Annotated in this window: 35 protein-coding genes, 1 rRNA gene and 3 pseudogenes; 4 read left to right on the top strand and 35 right to left on the bottom strand. The window is 39.5% G+C overall.

What is annotated here, in order from left to right; translation table 11 throughout:
- Positions 1-66: ribosomal RNA gene (locus C9J29_RS20925) — 16S ribosomal RNA — on the bottom strand; the annotation flags it as partial.
- 266 nt (positions 67-332) lie between these two features.
- On the opposite strand from C9J29_RS20925, the gene C9J29_RS20920 reads away from it, so the two are divergent.
- Positions 333-989 carry a hypothetical protein gene (locus C9J29_RS20920; RefSeq protein WP_043989957.1) on the top strand — a complete coding sequence of 219 codons (657 nt, stop codon included), beginning with the start codon at positions 333-335 and terminating at the stop codon, positions 987-989.
- A 41-nt stretch (positions 990-1030) separates the two neighbouring features.
- Here C9J29_RS20920 and C9J29_RS20915 read toward each other — a convergent pair whose 3' ends face one another.
- A complete protein-coding gene (locus C9J29_RS20915) occupies positions 1031-1705 on the bottom strand; it encodes a KinB-signaling pathway activation protein (RefSeq protein WP_107922715.1) in 675 nt (224 codons plus the stop codon).
- Positions 1706-1856: 151 nt separating this feature from the next.
- Between C9J29_RS20915 and gerD the strand changes: the two genes are divergently transcribed.
- On the top strand, positions 1857-2465 hold the full coding sequence (gene gerD, locus C9J29_RS20910) for a spore germination lipoprotein GerD (RefSeq protein WP_043989959.1): 609 nt from the start codon (positions 1857-1859) through the stop codon (positions 2463-2465).
- Positions 2466-2517: 52 nt separating this feature from the next.
- Here gerD and C9J29_RS20905 read toward each other — a convergent pair whose 3' ends face one another.
- The 3 genes and pseudogenes from C9J29_RS20905 to C9J29_RS20895 all read right to left on the bottom strand — a co-directional run.
- On the bottom strand, positions 2518-3573 hold the full coding sequence (locus C9J29_RS20905; protein WP_043989963.1) for a P-loop NTPase: 1056 nt from the start codon (positions 3571-3573) through the stop codon (positions 2518-2520).
- Between the two features lie 72 nt (positions 3574-3645).
- The gene (locus C9J29_RS20900) at positions 3646-4359 is read right to left on the bottom strand and encodes an N-acetylmuramoyl-L-alanine amidase (RefSeq protein ID WP_107922714.1); all 714 of its coding nucleotides are present in this window, start codon (positions 4357-4359) and stop codon (positions 3646-3648) included.
- Between the two features lie 131 nt (positions 4360-4490).
- Positions 4491-5369 (bottom strand): annotated as a pseudogene (locus C9J29_RS20895) (DUF4822 domain-containing protein); the annotation flags it as partial.
- Between the two features lie 446 nt (positions 5370-5815).
- On the opposite strand from C9J29_RS20895, the gene C9J29_RS20890 reads away from it, so the two are divergent.
- Together C9J29_RS20890 and C9J29_RS20885 are read left to right on the top strand one after the other, a co-directional pair.
- A complete protein-coding gene (locus tag C9J29_RS20890) occupies positions 5816-6406 on the top strand; it encodes an ankyrin repeat domain-containing protein (RefSeq protein ID WP_089986387.1) in 591 nt (196 codons plus the stop codon).
- A gap of 23 nt (positions 6407-6429) precedes the next feature.
- A pseudogene (locus C9J29_RS20885) lies at positions 6430-6815 on the top strand (nucleoside deaminase); the annotation flags it as partial.
- Between the two features lie 127 nt (positions 6816-6942).
- Here C9J29_RS20885 and rpsI read toward each other — a convergent pair.
- From rpsI to rplV, 30 genes and pseudogenes are all read right to left on the bottom strand, one after another.
- Complete coding sequence (gene rpsI / locus C9J29_RS20880; RefSeq protein ID WP_004233744.1) at positions 6943-7335, bottom strand: 30S ribosomal protein S9; 393 nt, start codon at positions 7333-7335, stop codon at positions 6943-6945.
- A 25-nt stretch (positions 7336-7360) separates the two neighbouring features.
- On the bottom strand, positions 7361-7798 hold the full coding sequence (gene rplM / locus C9J29_RS20875) for a 50S ribosomal protein L13 (RefSeq protein ID WP_004233742.1): 438 nt from the start codon (positions 7796-7798) through the stop codon (positions 7361-7363).
- Positions 7799-7977: 179 nt separating this feature from the next.
- A complete protein-coding gene (gene truA, locus C9J29_RS20870) occupies positions 7978-8718 on the bottom strand; it encodes a tRNA pseudouridine(38-40) synthase TruA (RefSeq protein WP_107922712.1) in 741 nt (246 codons plus the stop codon).
- A gap of 13 nt (positions 8719-8731) precedes the next feature.
- The gene (locus tag C9J29_RS20865) at positions 8732-9529 is read right to left on the bottom strand and encodes an energy-coupling factor transporter transmembrane component T family protein (protein WP_008181921.1); all 798 of its coding nucleotides are present in this window, start codon (positions 9527-9529) and stop codon (positions 8732-8734) included.
- Positions 9526-10398, bottom strand: coding sequence for an energy-coupling factor ABC transporter ATP-binding protein (locus C9J29_RS20860; RefSeq protein WP_008181920.1), 873 nt, complete (start codon positions 10396-10398; stop codon positions 9526-9528). Before C9J29_RS20860 ends, C9J29_RS20865 begins: the two co-directional genes overlap by 4 nt.
- Positions 10374-11219 carry an energy-coupling factor ABC transporter ATP-binding protein gene (locus C9J29_RS20855; RefSeq protein WP_036121589.1) on the bottom strand — a complete coding sequence of 282 codons (846 nt, stop codon included), beginning with the start codon at positions 11217-11219 and terminating at the stop codon, positions 10374-10376. Before C9J29_RS20855 ends, C9J29_RS20860 begins: the two co-directional genes overlap by 25 nt.
- Before the next feature lie 424 nt (positions 11220-11643).
- A complete protein-coding gene (gene rplQ / locus C9J29_RS20850) occupies positions 11644-12024 on the bottom strand; it encodes a 50S ribosomal protein L17 (protein WP_008181938.1) in 381 nt (126 codons plus the stop codon).
- A 57-nt stretch (positions 12025-12081) separates the two neighbouring features.
- Positions 12082-13026 carry a DNA-directed RNA polymerase subunit alpha gene (locus C9J29_RS20845; RefSeq protein ID WP_004233733.1) on the bottom strand — a complete coding sequence of 315 codons (945 nt, stop codon included), beginning with the start codon at positions 13024-13026 and terminating at the stop codon, positions 12082-12084.
- Between the two features lie 139 nt (positions 13027-13165).
- Positions 13166-13555 (bottom strand): 30S ribosomal protein S11, encoded by a 390-nt coding sequence (rpsK, locus tag C9J29_RS20840; RefSeq protein ID WP_004233731.1) that lies wholly within the window; start codon positions 13553-13555, stop codon positions 13166-13168.
- A gap of 25 nt (positions 13556-13580) precedes the next feature.
- On the bottom strand, positions 13581-13946 hold the full coding sequence (gene rpsM, locus C9J29_RS20835; protein ID WP_004233729.1) for a 30S ribosomal protein S13: 366 nt from the start codon (positions 13944-13946) through the stop codon (positions 13581-13583).
- Positions 13947-13970: 24 nt separating this feature from the next.
- A complete protein-coding gene (rpmJ, locus tag C9J29_RS20830) occupies positions 13971-14084 on the bottom strand; it encodes a 50S ribosomal protein L36 (RefSeq protein ID WP_000868344.1) in 114 nt (37 codons plus the stop codon).
- A 37-nt stretch (positions 14085-14121) separates the two neighbouring features.
- Entirely contained in the window at positions 14122-14340 is a 219-nt protein-coding gene (gene infA / locus C9J29_RS20825; protein WP_004233690.1) for a translation initiation factor IF-1, read from the bottom strand.
- 86 nt (positions 14341-14426) lie between these two features.
- Positions 14427-14504: pseudogene (locus tag C9J29_RS20820) on the bottom strand (type I methionyl aminopeptidase); the annotation flags it as partial.
- A 249-nt stretch (positions 14505-14753) separates the two neighbouring features.
- Positions 14754-15407 carry an adenylate kinase gene (locus C9J29_RS20815; protein WP_008181705.1) on the bottom strand — a complete coding sequence of 218 codons (654 nt, stop codon included), beginning with the start codon at positions 15405-15407 and terminating at the stop codon, positions 14754-14756.
- Between the two features lie 70 nt (positions 15408-15477).
- Positions 15478-16773: a preprotein translocase subunit SecY gene (secY, locus tag C9J29_RS20810; protein ID WP_008181706.1), complete on the bottom strand. Its 1296-nt coding sequence runs from the start codon at positions 16771-16773 to the stop codon at positions 15478-15480.
- The gene (rplO, locus tag C9J29_RS20805) at positions 16773-17213 is read right to left on the bottom strand and encodes a 50S ribosomal protein L15 (protein ID WP_008181708.1); all 441 of its coding nucleotides are present in this window, start codon (positions 17211-17213) and stop codon (positions 16773-16775) included. The genes secY and rplO overlap by 1 nt, the downstream gene beginning before the upstream one ends.
- Positions 17214-17247: 34 nt before the next feature.
- Positions 17248-17430, bottom strand: coding sequence for a 50S ribosomal protein L30 (rpmD, locus tag C9J29_RS20800; protein ID WP_004233668.1), 183 nt, complete (start codon positions 17428-17430; stop codon positions 17248-17250).
- A 15-nt stretch (positions 17431-17445) separates the two neighbouring features.
- Positions 17446-17949: a 30S ribosomal protein S5 gene (gene rpsE, locus C9J29_RS20795; RefSeq protein WP_008181711.1), complete on the bottom strand. Its 504-nt coding sequence runs from the start codon at positions 17947-17949 to the stop codon at positions 17446-17448.
- A 21-nt stretch (positions 17950-17970) separates the two neighbouring features.
- Positions 17971-18330, bottom strand: coding sequence for a 50S ribosomal protein L18 (rplR, locus tag C9J29_RS20790; protein WP_008181713.1), 360 nt, complete (start codon positions 18328-18330; stop codon positions 17971-17973).
- Between the two features lie 32 nt (positions 18331-18362).
- Entirely contained in the window at positions 18363-18902 is a 540-nt protein-coding gene (rplF, locus tag C9J29_RS20785; RefSeq protein WP_008181715.1) for a 50S ribosomal protein L6, read from the bottom strand.
- A 30-nt stretch (positions 18903-18932) separates the two neighbouring features.
- The gene (gene rpsH, locus C9J29_RS20780; protein WP_008181717.1) at positions 18933-19331 is read right to left on the bottom strand and encodes a 30S ribosomal protein S8; all 399 of its coding nucleotides are present in this window, start codon (positions 19329-19331) and stop codon (positions 18933-18935) included.
- Between the two features lie 29 nt (positions 19332-19360).
- Entirely contained in the window at positions 19361-19546 is a 186-nt protein-coding gene (locus C9J29_RS20775) for a type Z 30S ribosomal protein S14 (protein ID WP_004233656.1), read from the bottom strand.
- Between the two features lie 21 nt (positions 19547-19567).
- Positions 19568-20107: a 50S ribosomal protein L5 gene (gene rplE / locus C9J29_RS20770; protein WP_008181719.1), complete on the bottom strand. Its 540-nt coding sequence runs from the start codon at positions 20105-20107 to the stop codon at positions 19568-19570.
- 29 nt (positions 20108-20136) lie between these two features.
- Positions 20137-20445 carry a 50S ribosomal protein L24 gene (gene rplX / locus C9J29_RS20765; RefSeq protein ID WP_004233652.1) on the bottom strand — a complete coding sequence of 103 codons (309 nt, stop codon included), beginning with the start codon at positions 20443-20445 and terminating at the stop codon, positions 20137-20139.
- Between the two features lie 35 nt (positions 20446-20480).
- The gene (rplN, locus tag C9J29_RS20760) at positions 20481-20849 is read right to left on the bottom strand and encodes a 50S ribosomal protein L14 (protein WP_004233650.1); all 369 of its coding nucleotides are present in this window, start codon (positions 20847-20849) and stop codon (positions 20481-20483) included.
- A gap of 42 nt (positions 20850-20891) precedes the next feature.
- A complete protein-coding gene (gene rpsQ / locus C9J29_RS20755) occupies positions 20892-21155 on the bottom strand; it encodes a 30S ribosomal protein S17 (RefSeq protein ID WP_008181723.1) in 264 nt (87 codons plus the stop codon).
- An 18-nt stretch (positions 21156-21173) separates the two neighbouring features.
- On the bottom strand, positions 21174-21374 hold the full coding sequence (gene rpmC / locus C9J29_RS20750) for a 50S ribosomal protein L29 (protein ID WP_004233646.1): 201 nt from the start codon (positions 21372-21374) through the stop codon (positions 21174-21176).
- Positions 21364-21798: a 50S ribosomal protein L16 gene (gene rplP / locus C9J29_RS20745; RefSeq protein ID WP_025116437.1), complete on the bottom strand. Its 435-nt coding sequence runs from the start codon at positions 21796-21798 to the stop codon at positions 21364-21366. The genes rpmC and rplP overlap by 11 nt, the downstream gene beginning before the upstream one ends.
- A gap of 1 nt (position 21799) precedes the next feature.
- Positions 21800-22453, bottom strand: a complete 654-nt coding sequence (gene rpsC / locus C9J29_RS20740) for a 30S ribosomal protein S3 (protein ID WP_025116438.1) — start codon at positions 22451-22453, stop codon at positions 21800-21802.
- Between the two features lie 3 nt (positions 22454-22456).
- Entirely contained in the window at positions 22457-22801 is a 345-nt protein-coding gene (rplV, locus tag C9J29_RS20735; RefSeq protein WP_004233639.1) for a 50S ribosomal protein L22, read from the bottom strand.
- Between the last annotated feature and the right edge of the window lie 18 nt (positions 22802-22819).

The raw sequence follows: 22819 nt of genomic DNA, 5'->3' as shown, positions 1-22819 counted from the left end.
CTCGACTTGCATGTATTAGGCACGCCGCCAGCGTTCGTCCTGAGCCAGGATCAAACTCTCCATAAAAGAAATTTGATTAGCTCAAATTGTTTTGCTGGCATCAATTTTGATGTCCAAAATTTTGTTTTGTTCACTAGCTAGCTAGTTACTTAAAACTTTATTGATTACGTTTTGCTTGTTCAGTTTTCAAGGTTCATGTTGTTTGTTTCACTGTCACCTCTTGGCGACTTATACATAATAACATCGATTATTCATGAAAGTCAACACTAAATCATAAGTTTTTTTAAAGAGACTTATTTTTTATTTAAAATAATAGAAATGAGGTTATTATTATGATCCGTAAAACGTTGATTTCACTGCTTCTAATCGGAATTCTCTTTGTTTTTCTAAAGCCTATAAATTCTACAATGATTTCTGTATTTAATATTGCGAACGCACCAGTTGTCGTTACAAAAGGTCATTACGGCACATCTCTTGTTGTCGAGGTTTCATTCTCTGATGAGTCTCTAATGGATTGGCTTAAAACGGTAAAAGAGCCTTATCCGCTTCTTCTTCTAGATACAGATTGGATCAAGCGTTCCCCAGACCATATAAAAATTATTCAAGAACGGAAATTACCTACAGGACTACTTGGACCAGAGGATTCAATAGAAGAACCTATTAACATTAAGCTTGTACAAAAGGATATAGATATTTATGAACAATATTTCAAGGAAAAGCCACTTTGGTTTGCTACTCGGAATCACCAGTATTCACAAGACTTACAAAAATCTCTGTTTCAGCAACAAATGAATTTGCTATCTCCATCCCTTATTTGGCAGGGTGAGAAAACACCAAAACTCCAAAAAGGGGACTTTGTCTTTGTTCCATTACACCAAGATAGCTCAATTACTTTTAAAGAACTTAATACTTTAATACAGCAACATAAGTTTATGTCAATTGAGGAAAATATATTTGGCTATAAAGTACAAACTAAAAAATCTCCATAAAAAAAATTGCCTCTATTTTGTAGGAGGCAATTTTTTTGCATTTAAGCATTTTTTGCTTGTTCTTGGCGCGCTTTGCGACGTGCTTCTAATTTTTGACGATCCTCATCGGATTTTGCATTATATTTTGGCAATACTAGTAATTGATATGCATTAACCGCCAATAACGGGAATAATAATAACGCGACGTATTCATTGATATTTTCATCACGACCCATTAATGCAATTGTCCATTCCAGAGTTGTAATGACAATCATGAAGAACAGAGCAGAAATGAATACATGTTTTTTCCCTGTTAACTTTACTTTTTGAACGGCCGTAGCTATGGCTCCAAAAATGAGGACGATTAATAATCCAACATAAAACAACCAGCTTTGTCCATCCTTTACACCAGGTACAAAACGGAAGAAAATAATATCAAAAATAGTAATTGCAATGAGTAAAAGCTGCACCCAATTCCACAATGTAAGTGTTCTAAAGATATTTACACCTACTTGATGGAGTGTTAAATAAGCGAAAAAGCCAGCCTGTGCAATAACACTCATTGTAAATCCTAAGAAGACCATCCATAACAGTCCAGCGAAAAATTCTCCCCAATGACCGTTTGCTATGTATGGTTGGAAGAAATCCCAGCGAATAAATAAACTAAAAACTCCGTTGACTCCCCCACCAACGAGCATTGCAAAGAAGAAAAACTTTGCCCAATTTCGTATCGTCACAACTAAAAGTCCCCCAATTTCTCAATATATCTGTCCTTATTTTATCAATGCATTGTTAAAAAAGCTATTTCTCATCTTTCCCAATACATAAAGTCATCAGAAATGTGAACAATAATTGAAAGAGTCTATCTATAGAAAGGACTGATTGTTGATGCGAAAATTCACCTTATTACTGATTCTAATGCTATTTCTTTCTGCCTGTTCACAAGATAAATCCTCTACTATGTCCTATGATGAAATAAAAAAAATTATGATTGACTCTTTACAAACAGAGGACGGTAAAAAGGCATTGCGACAGCTTTTAGAAGAGCCAAGTTTCCGTGAGCTGTTGATTTTAGAGCATGATGAAGTGAAAAAAGCTACTGAGGAAACATTACTTTCCAAGGAAGCTGAAGACTTTTGGAAGAAAACCTTTGAAGATCCAAAGTTTAAGGAAACCGTTGCAAAAAGTATGCAAAAACAGCAACAGGATATTATGAAGGATTTAATAAAAGATCCAACTTTCCAAAAGGATATGGAAGCCTTTTTTGGACAGCCTGATATGCAGAAACAGCTAGAGACTATCCTTAAATCATCCAATATGCGAAAGCAAATGGAGGAAGTAGTGAAGGAAACGATCGAAAGCCCATTAATGCAATCAAAATGGCAAGAGTTAATTAAAAAGAGTGGCGAAACAACTTCATCTGGAAGTGGCGATAAGAAAGAAGCAAGTGGTGGAAGCGGTGGTAGCACTGATAAGGAGCAAAAAGGCACTGAATAACTGTGGATTAAAAAAACGGATTTCCTCCAAAAGGATGGAAATCCGTTTTTTATTATTTATTTAATTTTTCAATGATTGTCGTCGCGATGTCTAAATAAATTTGTCCGGTAGTATGGTTTTCAGCATATACAGATGGTGCAAAATCAGCATCAGTCCAATCTGGTTGACCAAGTGGAATTTGACCAAGTAGCTCCGTACGAAGCTCTTCTGCTAGTTTAGGACCTCCGCCTTGCCCAAAGACAAACTCTTTTTCACCTGATTTCGATTGGAACCAAGCCATGTTTTCAATGACACCTAAAATTTCATGGTCCGTTTGTAGAGCCATGGCACCTGCACGGGCTGCAACAAATGCTGCTGTTGGGTGAGGCGTTGTGACTACAATCTCTTTTGATGAAGGTAACATTTGATGAATATCTAATGCAACATCACCTGTGCCAGGTGGTAAATCTAATAATAGGTAGTCAAGCTCTCCCCACTCTACATCACGGAAGAATTGATCTAATACTTTACCTAGCATCGGGCCACGCCATACAATAGGAGCATTATTTTCTACAAAGAAGCCCATTGAAATCATTTTTACACCAAAGCGATCTACTGGGAAAATACGATTATCGACTACTTTAGGCATATCCGTTACACCCATCATATCGGGCACACTAAAACCGTAAATATCTGCATCGATTAAGCCCACTTTTTTGCCTAGACGAGCTAGGGCAACAGCTAAGTTAACCGAAACTGTAGATTTACCTACTCCACCTTTACCCGAAGCAATTGAAATAACTTGAACTGTGCTAAGCGGTGATAAAATATCCTGTGCTTCAGATTCTGTTGCTGTGCCACGGAAGCTTTGAAGCTTTTCTGCTGATAGCTCTTCAAAACGAATACCAACCGTATTTACACCCGCTTCTTTTAACAACTCAACAATCTTCATTTGTAGTTGTAATTGTTCAGGTGTATTCAATTTAGCAATCGCAACTTTTACACTGACATGATTTTTTTCTTCTTTTATTGCTACGTTTGTAATTCCATCTGTTTCTGCAAGCGATTTATGTAAAAATGGATCTTGTAGTTGTCCTAGTATTTCTCGTACTTGTTGTTCAGTAATCACGACGAACACTCCCCTTATATTGTCTCCATGTTAGTATATCATAAATGATTTAATTTACGTTGTGATGTTGCTCTACTCAACTTTGGCTAATAGATACTCTTCTATACCTTCAACAATTGCATCTGCCATTTTTTCTTGGTAGTTCTTATCTGTTAATAATGCTCGCTCTTCATCATTACTAATAAATCCTGTCTCTACTAATGCCGCAGGTACTTCTGCTTTTTTCAGTAAATAAATCTGCTTAATAGACAATGCTTCTCGGTCTGTATTTTTTATATTAGTACGAATTGACTCTTGAATACTTTTTGCAAGTATCTCACCGTCAGCATGTCCTTCCTTATGATAAAACACCTGTGCGCCACGCCATTTTGTTTCCGGAATAGCATTGGCATGAATGGTAATAAACACATCTGGTTTTTCTTTCTCTACAATATCCTTTCTTAAAAAGATATCTTGTTTTTTACGCTCTCTTAACGTTCCATATTTTTCTGATGGCGCGTGTTCATCAATAACATCACCACTTTTTGTTCTTGTCATGATGACTGTTGCGCCTTTCTTCTTCAATTTCTTCTCCACATGCTGTGAAATTGCAAGTGTAATATCCTTTTCAATGACTTCGCCCTTTGAAGCTCCTCCATCCTCTCCACCATGCCCTGCATCAATGACAATTTTTATGCCACCAAGTGGGTCTGGTAAAAAGAAGTTACGGTCCGAAGCATTTGTTTCATATGCCACGAACACTATACTCATAAGCATAATTACTCCTAGTGCCAGCCAGCGCTTCACCCATATCCACCACCCTTTTACATTTAGTGTACGAAGTTAGTGGATAAACTATGCCAGAAAGAAAAAAAAACTCACAAGTATTCAACTTGAGAGTTTTTAATTTATTTTATATAGAGGGAGGATAAACAATTTTATTGCAGTGTAAATTCTGGTTTAAATTCCCCTTCATATGGTTCATGCTCAACAAACACAGTTATCTCATTTCCATCTTTATCTTTACCTGTTCGTTTATACGTAAACTTCTTCTCATTCATTTCAGTAATTTCTAGAGCCACACCATATTTATTATCACCAATTGAAACGTGAGCTCTGATTTTATTGTCATGAATGACGTCAAAGTAGCCATAGTCGCCGCGACTCTCGCCTGTTTCAGGGTTAAAGAATTCATATTTATTCGTTTCTGCATCGTATTTTGCAATACTAATGAAATTTGAATTAAATTCGGTTACATCATTACCATCTTCATCTAAAGCAACTGTGCCCTGCCACAATGTATTCGCTAAAATTTCATCACCATCTACATCAGTTACGATATCGCCTGTAGTCGCATTAAGAGTTTTGTCTGAATCTGTAAATGTAAGCTCTTTTTCCTGATAAGGGATATGCTCTACAAAGACTTCTACATCGTTTCCAGCAGCATCTTTGCCCATTCGTTTATAAGTGAAAATATCTTTGTTTAATTCTGTGATCTCTACAAGCGCTTGATAATTTTTGGACTCAGAAATTAAGATTCTTTGTTTTCCATCATTTGTAATGAAAAATGTTCCCTTATCATCACGACTTTCACCAGTAGTAGCATCAAAGAATTCGTAATGACCTGTCTTCACATCATATTTAGCCAAGCCAATAAAGTTTGAGTTTTCCTCAGTTAAATCATTGTTATCTTTATCGTATACTTTTGTACCTTGCCAGTTTGTAGCACTAAGAATAGTAGCCATTTCTTGACCCTTTGTTAGTTCCTCCTGTGCTTGTTCTTTCGTTGTATTATCTGTAGCTGCACTTTCCGTTTTTGTTTCCTCACTATTTGTAGCGTTGCCTTTCGCAGGCTCCTTATCTTGACATGCTGCAAGTAGTGCCATTGCTGCAACAGATATAATCAATAATTTTTTCATACCTACTTACCTCCATTTTTGCTTTATTTTTTTAGTTACACCAGCCTATCTCTTGAAAGGCTTGCTGTAGCTTTCATAATTTATATTAAAATGAATTGTTAAACTCCCTCTAAATAATTTCTTAAAAAAGCATAAACTTATCCGAAAATATTTTTAATAATTTTAAATCTGTGCAGAATTAACAATTATTATGCTAAGAAGACTATTTAAACGTTTTATAAATATACTAAAGAACGTGTTCTACTATATGTAAAAGCTAAGCGTAGTATATTTTTTTCATATTATTCGGGCAAGATGTTACGTGTTACCATATTTTTATAATATGGAAAGAGAAGGTGATAGAGATGAGCGATCATTTGGTTATTGCCGCTGCGAATGGAGAAACTGATAAAGTCCTAACACTTCTACAAGAAGGGGCCGATATCAATGCCACCGATCAATTAGGCAGAACAGCGGTATTAGCAGCCACTTATTATAATCAGGTGGAAACAGTAAGGGCTCTTATTCAGCATGATGCGGACATAAATATTCAAGATAATCATCTAGAAAATGTACTCCTTCATGCAGGGGCATCAGGTTTTCTAGAAATCGTGAAACTAGCCATCGCTGCTGGTGCCAATACGAAATTGACGAATCGCTTCGGAGGAGTGGCCATTATCCCCGCTGCAGAACGGGGTCATGTAGAAGTAGTTCGTGTCCTTTTGAACCATTCAGATATTGATGTCAATCATATTAACAATTTACATTGGACAGCTTTAATGGAGGCCGTCATTTTAGGGAATGGCGGTGAGAGACATCAAGAAATCGTTCAACTATTAGTGGATTATGGGGCAAATTTGAATATTACTGATAGAGATGGAGTCACACCGTTACAGCATGCAAAACAATTAGGTTTTCATAAAATAGAGTTAATTTTAAAAGAGGCTGAGTCATAAAGTACTAGGAAGAGTTAATATAAGCTGCGAATGTGGAGGTGTTAGCCGAAGATCGAAATCATGTGTCTGGTGGCGACCATACGCAACATCCTGAGTTTGCATTAGCACGTTGGGAAGCTAAACATATGTCCGCTAAGGAAAGAAGTATCACAACGGTTTATACTTCCGGTGAGCATTGCCCTATGTGTGCAGCGGCACATGGTTGGGTTGGGTTGTTTTAGGGAGAATTGTTTATGCTAGCTCGTCCAAACAACTTGCACAATGGTTGAAAGATATGGGCATCACTACTGCCTCACGTGTTCGTCATTTATCTATTCAAGAAGTGATTCGAGATACACCTATTGATGGTCCAGCTCCTGAACTAGCTGAACGGGTACATCAGCTCCATCGACAATTTCATCAGAAATAATAAGAAATAATATTGAGCAATCTTCGGACAACAACTCCAAAGATTGCTTTTTATAATGGCTACTCTTTTCATACAAAAAGACCCTTTCCACAAAAGTAGAAAGAGTCTTTGATAGAAAAATTTGTAATTAACGTTTTGAGAACTGAGGTGCACGACGAGCGCCGCGTAGACCTGGTTTTTTACGTTCTTTCATGCGTGAATCACGAGTAAGTAATCCAGCTGATTTTAATGCAGCACGGAAATCTGGGTCTACTTGAAGTAGAGCACGAGCGATACCGTGACGAACAGCACCAGCTTGACCAGTGTATCCACCACCGTTAACGTTTACGTGGATATCATAGCTTCCTGTAGTTTCAGTAGCTACTAATGGTTGTTTAATTACTTCACGTAATGCAGCGAATGGTACGTATTCTTCGATTTCACGTTTGTTGATAACAATTTTACCTGTACCTGGTACTAAACGTACGCGAGCTACAGAGCTTTTACGGCGACCAGTGCCGATGTATTGAACTTGTGCCAAAGTAATATCCTCCTCTTAATTTATATTATCCGCGAAGCTCGTATGCTTCTGGTTTTTGTGCAGCATGTGGATGCTCTGTTCCAGTGTAAACATTAAGTTTAGTGAACATTTTACGACCTAAAGAGTTTTTAGGAAGCATTCCTTTAACTGCTAATTCGATCATTCTTGTTGGGTACTTGTCTAGCATTTCACCAGCAGTACGAGTTTTTAAACCACCTGCGAATTGAGTGTGGTGACGGTAAAGTTTACCTTCTAATTTGTTACCAGTTAAATGGATTTTGTCAGCGTTGATGATGATTACGTGATCACCTGTGTCAACGTTTGGTGTGAATGTTGGTTTATGTTTACCACGTAAGATTGCAGCTACTTCAGAAGCTAAACGTCCAAGAGTTTGGCCTTCTGCATCAACTACTAACCATTTACGGTCTACTTCGTGACCTTTAGCCATGAATGTTGTACGCATGTATATATCCTCCTAATCGATTCGATTACCGTTATTTTTCATTAAACTACACTATAAGTTTTCGGGGCTTATTTGTGGTGGTAATGAAAATACCATCTGTTATCATATAATGAATGACTTTTAAAGTCAAGCAATTTCATTAAACACCTGGTAAAGTTGTTTCGAGGTTGAAAGTGACACTAATAGAACACTTTTTCTAAGTACAAACCTTGTGGTGGCGCGGTTTTTCCAGCTTTATCCCGATCTTCTGAAGCAACTACCAGTGCTATATTTTCAATCGTCCGGCGATCAATACCAACTTCCCACAATGTACCTGCAATAATTCGCACCATATTATATAAGAAGCCACTGCCTTCAATAACCATATGAAGCTCTTCCCCATGCCACTCAAATTGTAGTGAGGTTACTGTCCTTACTTTATCCTGAACACTTGTATTGGATGCGCAGAAGCATGAAAAGTCATGTGTCCCAATGATAGCTTGAGCAGCCTTCTGCATGGCAACTACATCCGGTTTGACCCCGTTTGTCTCAACTGTATAATGTCTCCTAAATGGATTTTGAATAGGCTCACAGGACCAAATATAACGGTATCGCTTCCCAGTTACACTATAGCGTGCATGAAAATCATGTTCTACTTCTTCTACAGACATTACGCGAATATCTCTAGGGAGCTGCACATTCAAAGCTTTGCGATACTTGTCAGCTGGAATGGCTAGTGGTGTATCAAAATGCAATGTTTGCCCTGTTGCATGAACCCTAGCATCTGTACGTCCACTTGCGGTTACCTTCACCTTTTCCTCTTTATGCATAATGGCTAATACACGTTCTATTTCTGCCTGCACGGTGCGTTCCCCACGCTGTACTTGATAGCCTGAGAAAAGTGTGCCGTCATAGCTAATAATTACTTTTAATCGTCGCATAAAGCATACTCCTTTAGCTTCTATAGAAGAATAGCAATACACCTATTGCTACTAATAATACAAGCGCAAATGTATCACCCATATCCCATTTTAGCCTACGATATCTAGTACGCCCTTCCCCTCCGCGATAGCCTCTTACTTCCATCGCTGTGGCTAAATCTTCAGCCCGTTTAAATGCACTGACAAAAAGAGGTACTAGTAATGGCACTACAGCTTTAATACGGTCTTTTATTGGGCCTGAGGATAGATCAGAGCCTCGTGCCATTTGTGCTTTCATAATCTTATCTGTTTCATCCATTAAAGTTGGAATGAAGCGTAAAGAAATCGACATCATTAAAGCTAATTCATGGACAGGTACTTTCAATACCTTCAGAGGATTTAAAAGGACTTCAATACCGTCTGTAATGGAAATCGGTGACGTTGTTAAAGTTAAGATAGATGTTATAAATACTAATACTAGAAAACGTACTGAAATATAAATCCCCCGTCTAATCCCCTCATCGTATATGGTAATATACTTCGAGTCAAAAACGGGAACGCCTTCCTTCGTCATAAAAATATGAAGCAAGAAGGTAAAGGCCATTAAAAAGAGAACCGGTTTAAGACCATTTATCAAAAAATACAAGCGAATTCGTGATATTAATACAACAAGAAGCGTGAATGCCAAGAGCATAGCATACGTCACTGTATTATTGGCCAAAAATACTATAATAATAAAAGCAAAAACAAAGATTAGCTTAGAGCGTGGATCCAGTTTATGAACGGGAGAATCTCCAGGTAAGTAGCGTCCAAAAATCATTTTTTCCATCATGATTCCGCACGCTCCTCTCCTAGCACTTGAGCAATTTCAGCTGCAAGTTCTTCTTCGGTTAAGCAAACTTTTGATAAGGGTTTCCCCATCATTTGCTCTATCTTTTGTTGAAAGCGTACAATGCGTGGTGGCTCTAAGCGGAAGCTCTTTAATGTATCAACATCCTTAAATATATCTCGCGGTGTTCCACTTAAAACATTTTTACCTTCATGCATAATCACAATATTATCAGCATATCGAGCAGCATCTTCCATGCTATGCGTCACTAGAATTGTTGTCAGGTGACGTTCCTGATGAAGCTGATAAAACATATCCATAATTTCTTTCTGACCACGTGGATCTAAGCCTGCGGTAGGTTCATCCAACACAATTACTTCAGGCTCCATCGCTAAAACACCTGCTATCGCTACTCGACGCATTTGACCTCCCGATAAATCAAACGGAGATTTATCTAGAACGTCTTCTGGTAACCCCACTAAGCTGACAAGTTCTCGTGCCCGATCTTCGGCTTCCTTTTCTGGTACGCCAAAGTTCATGGGACCAAACATAATATCCTTTAACACCGTTTCTTCGAATAATTGATGCTCAGGGAATTGAAAGACGATGCCGACCTTTTGTCGTACAGCTTTTAAATCCTTTGCTTTTTTTCCGGCTACAACTACACGATCCCCGATATGTACTTCTCCTGAAGTAGGTTTTAGAAGCGCATTAAAATGCTGGAGAATAGTTGATTTACCGGAACCCGTATGACCAATAATTGCTTGATAGGTGTGTGATGGGATATCGAATTTTACATCGAATAGTGCCCGTTTTTCAAAAGGCGTCCCTTGTGCATAAGCATAGCTTACTTGTTGAAGTTTGATGTCCATAAATCATTCACCAACTCTTCTTCTGTCATATGTTGTCCCATTAATGGAACACCTTCCTTTTGCAATAGCTTTGATAACTTTAGTGCAAATGGCAAGTCTAGTCCAAATTCCACTAGCTTGTCCCCAAGAGCAAATATTTCAGCAGGGATACCTTCTGCAAACTTCTTCCCATCATTCATAAAGAGTACACGATCTGCTAGCATCGCCTCTTCTAAATCATGGGTGATGGATAGGACAGTAAGTCCTGTTTCAGCACGTAAAGTTTGAACAGTTTGTAATACCTCTCCACGTCCCTGCGGATCTAGCATAGAAGTAGCTTCATCTAATATAAGAAGCTTCGGCTTTAACGCAAGTGCTCCTGCAATCGCGACACGTTGCTTTTGCCCTCCCGATAAATGGTGTGGCTCATGATCTAAAAAGTGGCTCATTTTTACTTGTTCCAGTGCCGCATGAACACGCTGTACCATTTCTTCAAAAGGCACGCCGTTGTTTTCCAATGCAAACGCAACATCATCCTGTACGGTTGCACCGACGAATTGATTGTCTGGGTTTTGAAAAACCATACCCATGAGAGAACGGGACTCCCAAAGGTTTTCTTCACTTAATGGTTCTCGTAAAATGCGGACATCTCCTTTTTGAGGAAATAGCAAACCATTCATCAACTTTGCTATGGTCGATTTTCCAGAACCATTATGTCCTACTATAGCAATCCATTCTCCCTCTTCAACGGCGAAGCTAACATTTTCGACAGCATTACGACTAGTTGGTTCTTCTGGTGTATATGAAAAAGTCACATTATTTAAAGATAAAATTTCAGGCATTTCTAGAACTCCTCTCTACATGCTCAGCTCTACTAACTAACTTACACTTTTTTATGTATGAATTCTACTACAATCCTTATGTCGATAAAAGTAAAATACTAAAATAATGAAACGATCTCGTCATGCTGTGATTGGGGAAAACACGAAACCCATATATTAAAAAAAGCACCACAAATTGGCGCTATCCTTAGTAATAAAAAAGCGCGCACCTCATTCAATAGAAATGCGCTAGTCGTTACATTTTCAAGAAATAAGGGTGCTCAAGCCCTTATCTCTCCTGAATGAGGTGCGGAGAGCTAAACGAGACGCCACACCTTAGTGTCCGCTCATCATAACGCTCAGCTTAATTATTTGTCGTATAAATCATTTATAAAGAAAGAGGGTGGTGATTCCCACCCTCTTCACCACAAGTTTTCTCTTATGATTAAACTAGTTCAATCACAACTACAGGTGCACCGTCACCACGACGAGGACCTACTTTAAGAATACGAGTGTAACCACCTTGACGCTCCGCATAACGTGGTGCAACATCATCAAATAACTTTTGAAGTGCAAATGATGTTGATTCGTTACCTTCTGCATCAGTCGTTGTTACTAGTTCACGACGGATGAATGCAGCAGCTTGACGGCGTGCATGTAAATCTCCGCGCTTACCTAAAGTAATCATTTTTTCAACAGCTTTACGTACTTCTTTAGCGCGAGCCTCAGTAGTTTCGATACGCTCGTTGATGATTAAATCAGTAGCTAAGTCACGTAACATCGCTTTACGTTGAGAACTTGTACGACCAAGTTTTCTGTAACCCATGGATGTTTCCCTCCTTTATAGAAAAAAATCTGACCTTGTTAGTTTTGTTTAAATCGCTTAGTCTTCTTTGCGTAATCCTAAACCAAGCTCTTCTAACTTCGCTTTTACTTCTTCTAGTGACTTACGTCCAAGGTTACGAACTTTCATCATGTCATCTTCTGACTTATTCGCAAGTTCTAGTACTGTGTTAATACCAGCGCGTTTTAAGCAGTTATAAGAACGAACAGAAAGGTCAAGTTCTTCGATAGTCATCTCTAAAACTTTTTCTTTTTGATCTTCTTCTTTTTCAACCATGATTTCAGCAGTTTGTGCCTCATCTGTCATGCCAACGAAGATGTTAAGATGCTCGGTTAAAATTTTTGCTCCGAGCGAAATCGCCTCTTTCGGACCGATGCTGCCATCTGTCCACACATCAAGAGAAAGTTTATCGTAGTCAGAAGACTGACCTACACGAGTATTTTCCACTTGGAAATTGACGCGTGATACTGGAGTGTAAATAGAGTCGATCGGGATCACGCCGATAGGAAGATCCTCACGTTTGTTTTGATCAGCAGGAGTGTAACCACGGCCGCGTTGTGCGTACATACGCATACGTAAATGACCGTTTTTAGCGATTGTTGCAATATATAGATCAGGGTTTAAAATTTCTACATCACTGTCATGTGTAATGTCAGCAGCCGTAACTGTACCATCGCCTTTTACATCAATCTCAATAACTTTTTCTTCGTCAGAGTAGATTTTAAGAGCTAGTTTTTTCACGTTCAAAATGATTGAAGCTACATCTTCTACTACGCCTTCTACAGTTGAGAATTCGTGAAGAACGCCATCAATTTGAATGGACGTGACAGCAGCTCCTGGTAATGAAGACAGAAGGATACGACGTAAAGAATTACCCAAAGTGTTTCCATATCCGCGTTCAAGCGGTTCTACAACAAACTTTCCATACTTGGAATCTTCGCTGATCTCCACCGTTTCAATCTTTGGTTTTTCAATTTCGATCATTTTATTTACCCTCCTTCAAAACATCGAATGTATAGGTTCTTTCCATCATAGATTCGATCGTCAATGACGTATCGTTTATTATCTGCACAAGACAGTCTGTACAAAAAATGATGTTCTCATACAATATGAGACGCACCCATTACACGCGACGACGTTTTGGCGGACGGCAACCATTATGAGGAACTGGAGTAACGTCTTTAATAGCAGTTACTTCTAAACCAGCAGCTTGAAGTGCACGGATTGCAGCTTCACGACCAGCACCAGGACCTTTAACAGTTACTTCCAACGTTTTCAGACCATGTTCAAGGGATGTTTTAGCAGCAGTTTCTGCAGCCATTTGAGCAGCGAATGGTGTAGATTTACGTGAACCACGGAAACCAAGAGCACCAGCACTTGACCAAGATACAGCGTTACCTTGCATATCTGTAATCGTTACGATTGTATTGTTAAATGTAGAACGAATGTGTGCGATACCAGATTCGATATTCTTTTTCACACGACGTTTACGAGTTTGTTGTTTACGAGCCATGTTAAGAAGGAACCTCCTTTACCAATTATTTTTTCTTGTTCGCTACAGTTTTACGAGGACCTTTACGCGTACGCGCATTGTTCTTCGTATTTTGGCCACGAACAGGTAAGCCACGACGGTGACGGATACCACGGAATGAACCGATTTCCATCAGACGTTTAATATTTAATGAAGTTTCGCGACGTAAGTCACCTTCAAGTTTGTAAGAATCTAATTGTTCACGGATTTTGTTTAACTCATCTTCAGTTAAGTCGCGTACGCGTGTATCTTCTGAAATACCTGCGTCAGCTAGTACTTTCTGAGCTGTAGTTTTACCAATACCGAAAATGTACGTTAATGAAATTACCACGCGTTTGTCGCGAGGAATATCAACACCAGCAATACGTGCCATGTACGTTGTGCACCTCCTTTAGAATTAACCTTGTTTTTGTTTATGTTTAGGATTTTCACAGATTACCATTACTTTACCGCGTCGGCGAATTACTTTACATTTTTCGCAGATCGGTTTCACAGATGGTCTCACTTTCATCTAACCTAACCTCCTTAGTAGTCCGGAGCGCAAAAGATTATTTAAAACGGTATGTGATACGACCGCGAGTTAAATCATAAGGAGATAACTCGATAGTAACCTTATCTCCAGGTAGAATACGGATAAAGTGCATACGAATCTTACCAGATACGTGTGCTAGAATCACATGTCCATTTTCTAATTCTACCTTAAACATCGCGTTTGGCAAAGTCTCAACAACTGTCCCTTCGACTTCAATTACATCATCTTTCGCCATCTACTCTGTCTCCTCTCTATATGCAAATTAAAGTTCTCATCGTTACATCAAACGGATATCTGCTGCAACTATAGAAGCAACCTCGTTTCAACATATGTTTGGATTGTATGAGAGATGTTTGAAAGACGCTCGTCTGGTTTCGCTTCACACAATCCACGGAATATCCAGAACCTATAAGGGCACTGTAACTCCCATGTTTACACGAATACCGGAATGTCTTTGATGAGATATTCATACCCGTTACACAGATGCTTCCACGAAACCCATTATACTCCTCCAAAAGATATGTTGCACTTTTTAGAAGAAATATATACCGGGCACAATATGCTTTTGCAACTCTCAAAAAAATTATGTTTCGTTGTTGCTCCCGCATGCCTCCCGCGGAAGCAGTATTCTGCGCCCGGAGCCGGGTATCAGCTGCGGCTGCCCTGTAAAAGAGCATCAAGATCAGCAAACACTTTGTTTATATCTTGCTGTCCATCTATATTAGTTAACACACCTTTTAATTGATAGAAATCAAGTAAAGGTTGTGCTTGTTTCATATTAACTTCCAGACGGTTCGCAACCGTTTCAGGATTATCATCGGCACGTGTGTAAAGCTCGCCACCATCTTTATCACATTTTCCTTCCTCAGCTGGAGGATTGAAAACTAAATGATAGGATGCGCCACAAGTTTTACAAATGCGTCGACCTGAAAGACGAGCAATTAACTCATCCTTTTCAACTTGAATGTTTAAAGTATGTTCTATTGCCTTACCAAGATCAGCAAGAATGCTATCTAAAGCTTCAGCTTGAGGAACAGTACGTGGGAAACCATCTAATAGGAAGCCCTTTTCACAATCAGGTTTAGCAAGTCGCTCACGAACAATACCAATCGTTACTTCATCCGGTACTAGAGCACCTTGATCCATAAACGACTTAGCTTGTAAGCCAAGTTCTGTACCTTCTTTAATAGCAGCACGGAACATATCGCCTGTAGAAATATGAGGAATCGCGTACTTCTCAACAATTTTATCTGCCTGAGTACCTTTACCAGCACCTGGCAGACCCATTAAAACGATATTCATTAGGAAATATTCCTCCCACCAAAGGTTTGCTGATTTAAGGAAACGATGGAACGTTCCCTAAAAACCAACATTATTTCATAAAGCCTTTGTAGTGACGTTTAACAAGTTGAGATTCTAGCTGTTTCATCGTTTCCAGCGCTACACCGACTACGATAATAATACTAGTACCACCGATTTGCACTGAGGCAGGTAAATTCATAAAGTTAATGAATAAAATCGGCATTACAGCAATAACAGTTAAGAATATCGCACCAACAAATGTTAGACGATATAACACGCTTGTTAAATACGCTTGAGTGTTTTCACCAGGACGAATACCCGGAATATAAGCACCTTGTTTTTTCAAGTTGTCTGCCACATTTTCAGGATTCACTTGTACGAATGCATAGAAATATGTGAACGCGACGATCAATGCAACGTAAATAATCATTCCAACAGGTTTCGTATAATCAAACGTGTTTTCAATGAAAGTTGTTACGTCATTTTGACCAAAGAACGTAGCTAACGTACGTGGTGTAACAATAAACGCTACTGAAAAGATTACCGGAATAACCCCTGCAGCATTTACTTTTAAAGGTAAATGTGTTTGTTGACCACCAGTTTGTTGATTACGTCCAGTAACTCGTTTTGCATATTGAATTGGAATTTTACGAAGTGCTTGTTGCACGTATATAACTCCAACAACAACTGCGAGTAAAACCAATACAAGCAATGCAAGGACTACAATATTGATAAATAATTTATCACCAGCACCCTCGATTTGCTGTGCAAAGATTTGGTTCATTCCTGTAGGCAATGCTGCGACGATACCTGCGAAGATTACAACAGATATACCATTACCAACACCATGTGCAGTAATTTGCTCTGCAAGCCATACAAGGAAAGCTGTCCCCGCTGTCAATACAATGGCGATTGTAACATATGTTAGAATCCCTTCTTCTTTAATCAATGATCCGCCATACATTCTATTAAAACCGAATGACATTGCGAATGATTGGATGAAAGCAAGAATAATAGTAAAGTAGCGAGTGAATTGTGCAAGTTTACGTCTTCCGACTTCACCTTGCTTTGCCCATTCAGCAAACTTCGGTACTACGTCCATTTGCAATAACTGAACAATAATTGAGGCTGTGATGTAAGGCATAATTCCCATCGCGAAGATAGAGAAGTTCTTTAAAGCACCACCGCCAAAAGTATTCAGGAAACCAACGAGGTTAAACTCATCAGTTGCCTTTAATACATTTGCGTCAACGTTAGGCACTGGAATGAATGTTCCAATACGGAAAACGATTAACATTAAAAGTGTGAAAATGATTTTATTTCTTATATCTCGAACACGCATAAAGTTAGAGATTGTCTGAAACATTAAATCACCTCAGTAGTTCCGCCGGCATTCTCGATTGCTTCTTTAGCTGAAGCTGAGAATTTATGAGCTTTTACAGTAAGCTTTTTGTTAAGAGTTCCGTTGCCAAGAACTTTAATTCCAGCTTTTTCATTACTCACAAGACCAGTTTCAAGTAATAATGCAGTTGTTACCTCTGCACCGTCTTCGAAACGGTTTAAAGCATCAAGGTTAACGATCGCGTATTCTTTACGGTTAATGTTCGTAAAGCCACGTTTTGGTAAACGACGGAATAATGGGTTTTGACCGCCTTCAAAGCCTGGGCGTACACCGCCACCAGAACGAGCGTTTTGACCTTTATGACCTTTACCTGCTGTTTTACCGTTACCAGAACCGATACCACGACCAACGCGGTTGCGTTGCTTACGAGAACCTTCTGCTGGTTTTAACTCATGCAGTTTCATAGTGGGTGGCACCTCCTTGTTCATTAATTAGAAATTAAATTTCTTTTACAGTAACTAAGTGAGCTACTTTATCAAGCATACCGCGAGTAGCTGCGTTATCAGCTTTCTCTACAGTTTGGTGTAATTTACGTAAACCTAGAGCTTCAACAGTTTTGCGTTGAGCAGGTTTAGTACCAATCACAGATTTAGTAAGGGTGATTTCTAATTTGTTAGCCATATTATCTTTCCCCCCTTATCCTAATATTTCTTCCACTGATTTACCACGTAATTTTGCTACGTCCTCTACGCGTTTTAATTCAGTTAAACCTTGAACAGTTGCACGCACCATGTTGATTGGTGTGTTAGATCCAAGAGATTTTGAAAGAATATCAGTAATACCAGCAAGTTCTAGTACTGCACGTACTGGACCACCAGCGATAACCCCTGTACCAGGAGCAGCAGGTTTAATTAGGATTTCTCCTGCACCGAAGCGACCAAGCACTAGGTGTGGAGTTGTTCCACCAACACGTGGCACTTCTACTAAGTTTTTCTTCGCATCTTCAACAGCTTTACGGATAGCATCTGGAACCTCTTGAGCTTTACCAGTACCGAAACCTACATGACCGTTTCTATCGCCAACAACAACAAGTGCTGTGAAGCGGAAGCGACGTCCACCTTTAACAACTTTAGCAACACGGTTAATAGTAACTACGCGTTCTTCAAGTTCTCCAAGTTTGTTTGCGTCAATTCGACTCATGAAATGTGTCCCTCCTTCTTATTAAAATTCTAAACCATTCTCACGTGCAGCTTCAGCTAAAGCTTTCACGCGTCCATGATATAAGTAACCACCACGGTCAAAAACTACAGCAGTAATATTTTTTTCCGCAGCGCGTTTCGCGATTGTTTCACCGATTTTTGATGCAGTTTCAACATTGCTACCAGCACCTTCAAAACCTTTTTCTTGAGAAGATGCGCTAACAATTGTTACGCCTGCTACGTCATCGATAAGTTGAGCGTAGATGTTCTTGTTAGAACGGAATACGTTTAAGCGTGGACGCTCAGCAGTACCCGAAATTTTAGAACGTACTCGCGCATGACGTTTTTTACGAACTTGATTTTTATCCTGTTTCGTAATCACAAGGGTCACTCCTTTCTAATGCTTAAGCAGCATTATTTACCTGTTTTACCTTCTTTACGACGAACGTATTCGCCTTCGTAACGGATACCTTTACCTTTATATGGCTCTGGTGGACGAACGTCACGGATGTTAGATGCTAGAGCACCAACGCGCTCTTTGCTAATACCTTTAATGATGATTTTAGTGTTAGAAGGAACTTCAATTTCAAGACCATCTTCAGGTGTGAACTCTACTGGGTGAGAGTAACCTACGTTAAGTACAAGTTTTTTGCCTTGTAATTGCGCACGGTAACCAACACCGATAAGTTCTAAAGCTTTTTCGAAACCTGCAGAAACTCCAGTAACCATGTTCGCTAGAAGCGCACGAGTAGTACCGTGGTTTGTGCGGTGTTCTTTTGATTCAGAAGGACGTGATACTGAGATTACGTTACCTTCTTGCTCAATTTTCATATCTTGGTGGAAAGAACGAACAAGTTCGCCTTTAGGACCTTTAACAGTAACAGTGTTGTCAGCTGCAACAGTAACAGTTACGTTAGCTGGTACCTCGATAATTTTTTTACCTACACGAGACATTTAGTTGCACCTCCATTCATTTATTGCTAATTACCAAACGTATGCTAGAACTTCGCCGCCAACTTGTTTAGCGCGAGCTTCTTTATCTGTTAATAAACCTTGTGAAGTTGACACTAAAGCGATACCAAGACCGTTCAGTACTTTAGGAACTTCATTTGTTTTTGCGTATACGCGTAGACCAGGTTTAGAAATACGTTTTAAGCCAGTGATAACACGCTCGTTATCTTTACCATATTTTAAGAAGATACGGATAATACCTTGCTTGTTGTCTTCCACGTATTCTACGTCACGTACGAAACCTTCACGCTTTAAAATTTCAGCGATTTCTTTTTTCACGTTGGAAGCTGGTACTTCTAACTTCTCGTGACGAACCATGTTCGCATTACGAATGCGAGTAAGCATATCTGCAATCGGATCAGTCATTGTCATTACATTTACCTCCTTCCCAAATTAGGGGATTACCAGCTGGCTTTTTTCACGCCAGGAATTTGTCCCTTATATGCAAGTTCTCGGAAACAAATACGGCAAAGTTTGAATTTGCGATATACAGAGTGTGGACGGCCACAGCGTTCACAACGTGTATATTCTTGCACTTTAAACTTTTGCTTACGTTGTTGTTTAACGATCATAGATTTTTTAGCCACGTTTTCGCCCTCCTTGTTTGATTACTTTTGGAACGGCATACCGAATTGTGTCAATAACTCGCGAGCTTCTTCGTCAGAGTTCGCTGTCGTTACGATCACGATGTCCATACCGCGTACTTTTGAAACTTTATCGTAATCGATTTCTGGGAAAATTAATTGCTCTTTAACACCTAGAGTGTAGTTACCGCGACCATCGAATGCTTTTTTAGAAACACCACGGAAGTCACGTACACGAGGAAGTGAAATTGAGATTAATTTGTCCAAGAATTCATACATACGCTCACCGCGTAATGTAACTTTAGCACCGATAGGCATACCTTCACGTAAACGGAAACCAGCGATCGATTTTTTCGCTTTAGTTACTACTGGTTTTTGACCAGTGATAATTGTTAATTCTTCTACAGCTGCATCTAATGCTTTAGAGTTTTGAACAGCATCACCAACACCCATGTTGATAACGATTTTGTCAACTTTCGGCAATTGCATAACTGATTTATATCCAAATTTGCTCATAAGAGCAGGAGAAACTTCATTTAAATACTTTTCTTTTAGGCGGCTCATGTGTGTACCTCCCTTCTTTTATTTACTAATTAGTCGATTACTGCACCTGATTTTTTTGCAACACGAACTTTTTTACCGTTTTCGATTTTATAACCTACACGAGTCGGCTCGCCAGATTTAGGATCGATTAGCATTACGTTCGAAACGTGAATTGCAGCCTCTTGGCTTACAATCCCACCTTGTGGATTCAATTGGTTAGGTTTAACGTGTTTTTTCACGATATTAACACCTTCAACAAGAACGCGATCTTGTTTAGGGAAAGCAGCTAGGATTACTCCTTCTTTGCCTTTGTCCTTACCAGTGATAACCTTAACCTTGTCACCTTTTTTTACATGCATGCTGTCGCACCTCCTTGATTGGCACTATCATGAAATTAAAGAACTTCTGGAGCTAGAGAAACGATTTTCATGAAGTTGCTGTCACGTAATTCACGTGCAACAGGTCCGAAAATACGAGTTCCGCGTGGTGATTTATCATCACGAATAATTACACAAGCATTTTCATCAAATTTGATGTACGTACCGTCTTTACGACGAACGCCTGATTTAGTACGAACGATAACAGCTTTAACAACGTCACCCTTCTTGACAACGCCACCTGGTGTTGCTTTCTTAACTGTACAAACAACGATATCACCGATGTTAGCAGTTTTACGGCCAGAGCCACCAAGCACTTTAATTGTAAGAACTTCACGTGCACCTGAGTTGTCAGCAACTTTCATACGACTTTCTTGTTGGATCACTTAGGTTACCTCCCTTCGGAAATGGTTGTTCCGAAATAGTTATTAAATAATAACCGCTTTTTCTACAACTTCAACTAGACGGAAACGTTTAGTAGCTGATAGCGGGCGAGTCTCCATGATACGTACGATATCACCGATTTTCGCTTGGTTTTGCTCATCATGAGCTTTAAACTTTTTAGAGTATTTTACACGTTTACCGTAAAGCTTGTGCTTTTTGTGAGTTTCAACTAAAACAGTAACAGTTTTGTCCATTTTATCTGAAACAACGCGGCCCGTGTAAACTTTGCGTTGGTTACGCTCAGTCATACTTGAAAACCTCCTTTATCAGTTATTTGCACTGATTTCTCTTTCACGAATAACAGTTTTCATACGCGCGATTGCTTTACGCACTTCACGAATACGAGCTGTGTTTTCTAATTGACCAGTCGCCAATTGGAAGCGAAGGTTGAAAAGCTCTTCTTTCAGTGATTTCACTTTTAATTCAATTTCAGAAGTGGCAAGGTCACGGATTTCATTAGCTTTCATTAGATTCACCACCAGTTTCTTGACGTTTTACGATCTTACATTTAACAGGAAGCTTATGTGATGCTAAACGAAGTGCTTCGCGTGCGATCTCTTCAGATACACCAGCAATTTCGAACATAATTTTTCCTGGTTTTACTACTGCTACCCAACCTTCAGGAGAACCTTTACCAGAACCCATGCGGACTTCTAGAGGTTTTTTAGTGTAAGGTTTATGTGGGAAGATTTTAATCCAAACTTTACCGCCACGTTTCATGTAACGAGTCATCGCGATACGTGCAGATTCGATTTGACGGTTAGTAATCCAGCTAGCTGTTTGAGCTTGTAAGCCCCATTCGCCGAAAGATACTTCCTTGCCGCCTTTCGCTTCGCCACGCATGTTTCCGCGGTGTTCACGACGGTATTTTACGCGTTTAGGCAATAACATATTATTTGCCTCCTTCCACAGATTTCTTCGTAGGAAGAACTTCACCACGGTAGATCCATACTTTAACGCCTAATTTACCGTAAGTAGTGTCAGCTTCTGCGTGTGCATAATCAATGTCAGCACGTAGAGTATGAAGTGGAACAGTTCCTTCACTATAGTGTTCAGCACGCGCGATATCAGCGCCACCTAAACGACCAGATACTTGTGTTTTAATTCCTTTTGCACCAGCACGGATTGTGCGTTGGATCGCTTGCTTTTGCGCACGACGGAATGATACACGGTTTTCTAATTGACGAGCGATGTTTTCAGCTACTAGACGAGCGTCAAGATCTGCACGTTTAATTTCAATGATGTTGATGTGTACACGTTTACCAGTTAACTCGCTAAGGTATTTACGAAGATTTTCAACTTCAGTACCACCTTTACCGATTACCATACCTGGTTTCGCAGTGTGAATTGTAATGTTTACACGGTTTGCAGCACGTTCGATTTCCACTTTAGAAACAGAAGCGTCTTTAAGAGCCGTTTCAATATATTTACGCACTTTGATGTCTTCGTGAAGTAGAGTTGCATAGTCTTTTTCAGCGTACCATTTTGACTCCCAGTCACGAATAATACCAACGCGTAGTCCTATTGGATGTACTTTTTGACCCACGGATTAACCCTCCTTCTTCTCAGATACCACTAGAGTGATGTGGCTTGTGCGTTTGTTAATTGCGCTTGCACGTCCTTGCGCACGTGGACGGAAACGTTTTAAAGTTGGACCTTCATCAACGAACACTTCAGAAACTACTAAAGAGTTGATGTCAAGATCGTAGTTGTGCTCAGCATTAGCAACTGCAGATTTTAATACTTTCTCAACGACTGGAGACGCCGCTTTTGGAGTATGACGTAAAATTGCAACTGCCTCACCAACTTGCTTGCCTCGGATTAAGTCTACAACTAGACGTACTTTGCGAGGAGCAATGCGTACTGTACGAGCGATAGCTTTAGCTTGTGTCATTAGGATTTACCTCCTCTC

Origin of the sequence: Lysinibacillus fusiformis (genome assembly GCF_003049525.1) — a bacterium.
GTDB lineage: Bacteria > Bacillota > Bacilli > Bacillales_A > Planococcaceae > Lysinibacillus > Lysinibacillus fusiformis.
The sequence above is the reverse complement of the archived record's forward strand: the minus strand, read 5'-3'. Positions and strand labels throughout refer to the sequence as shown.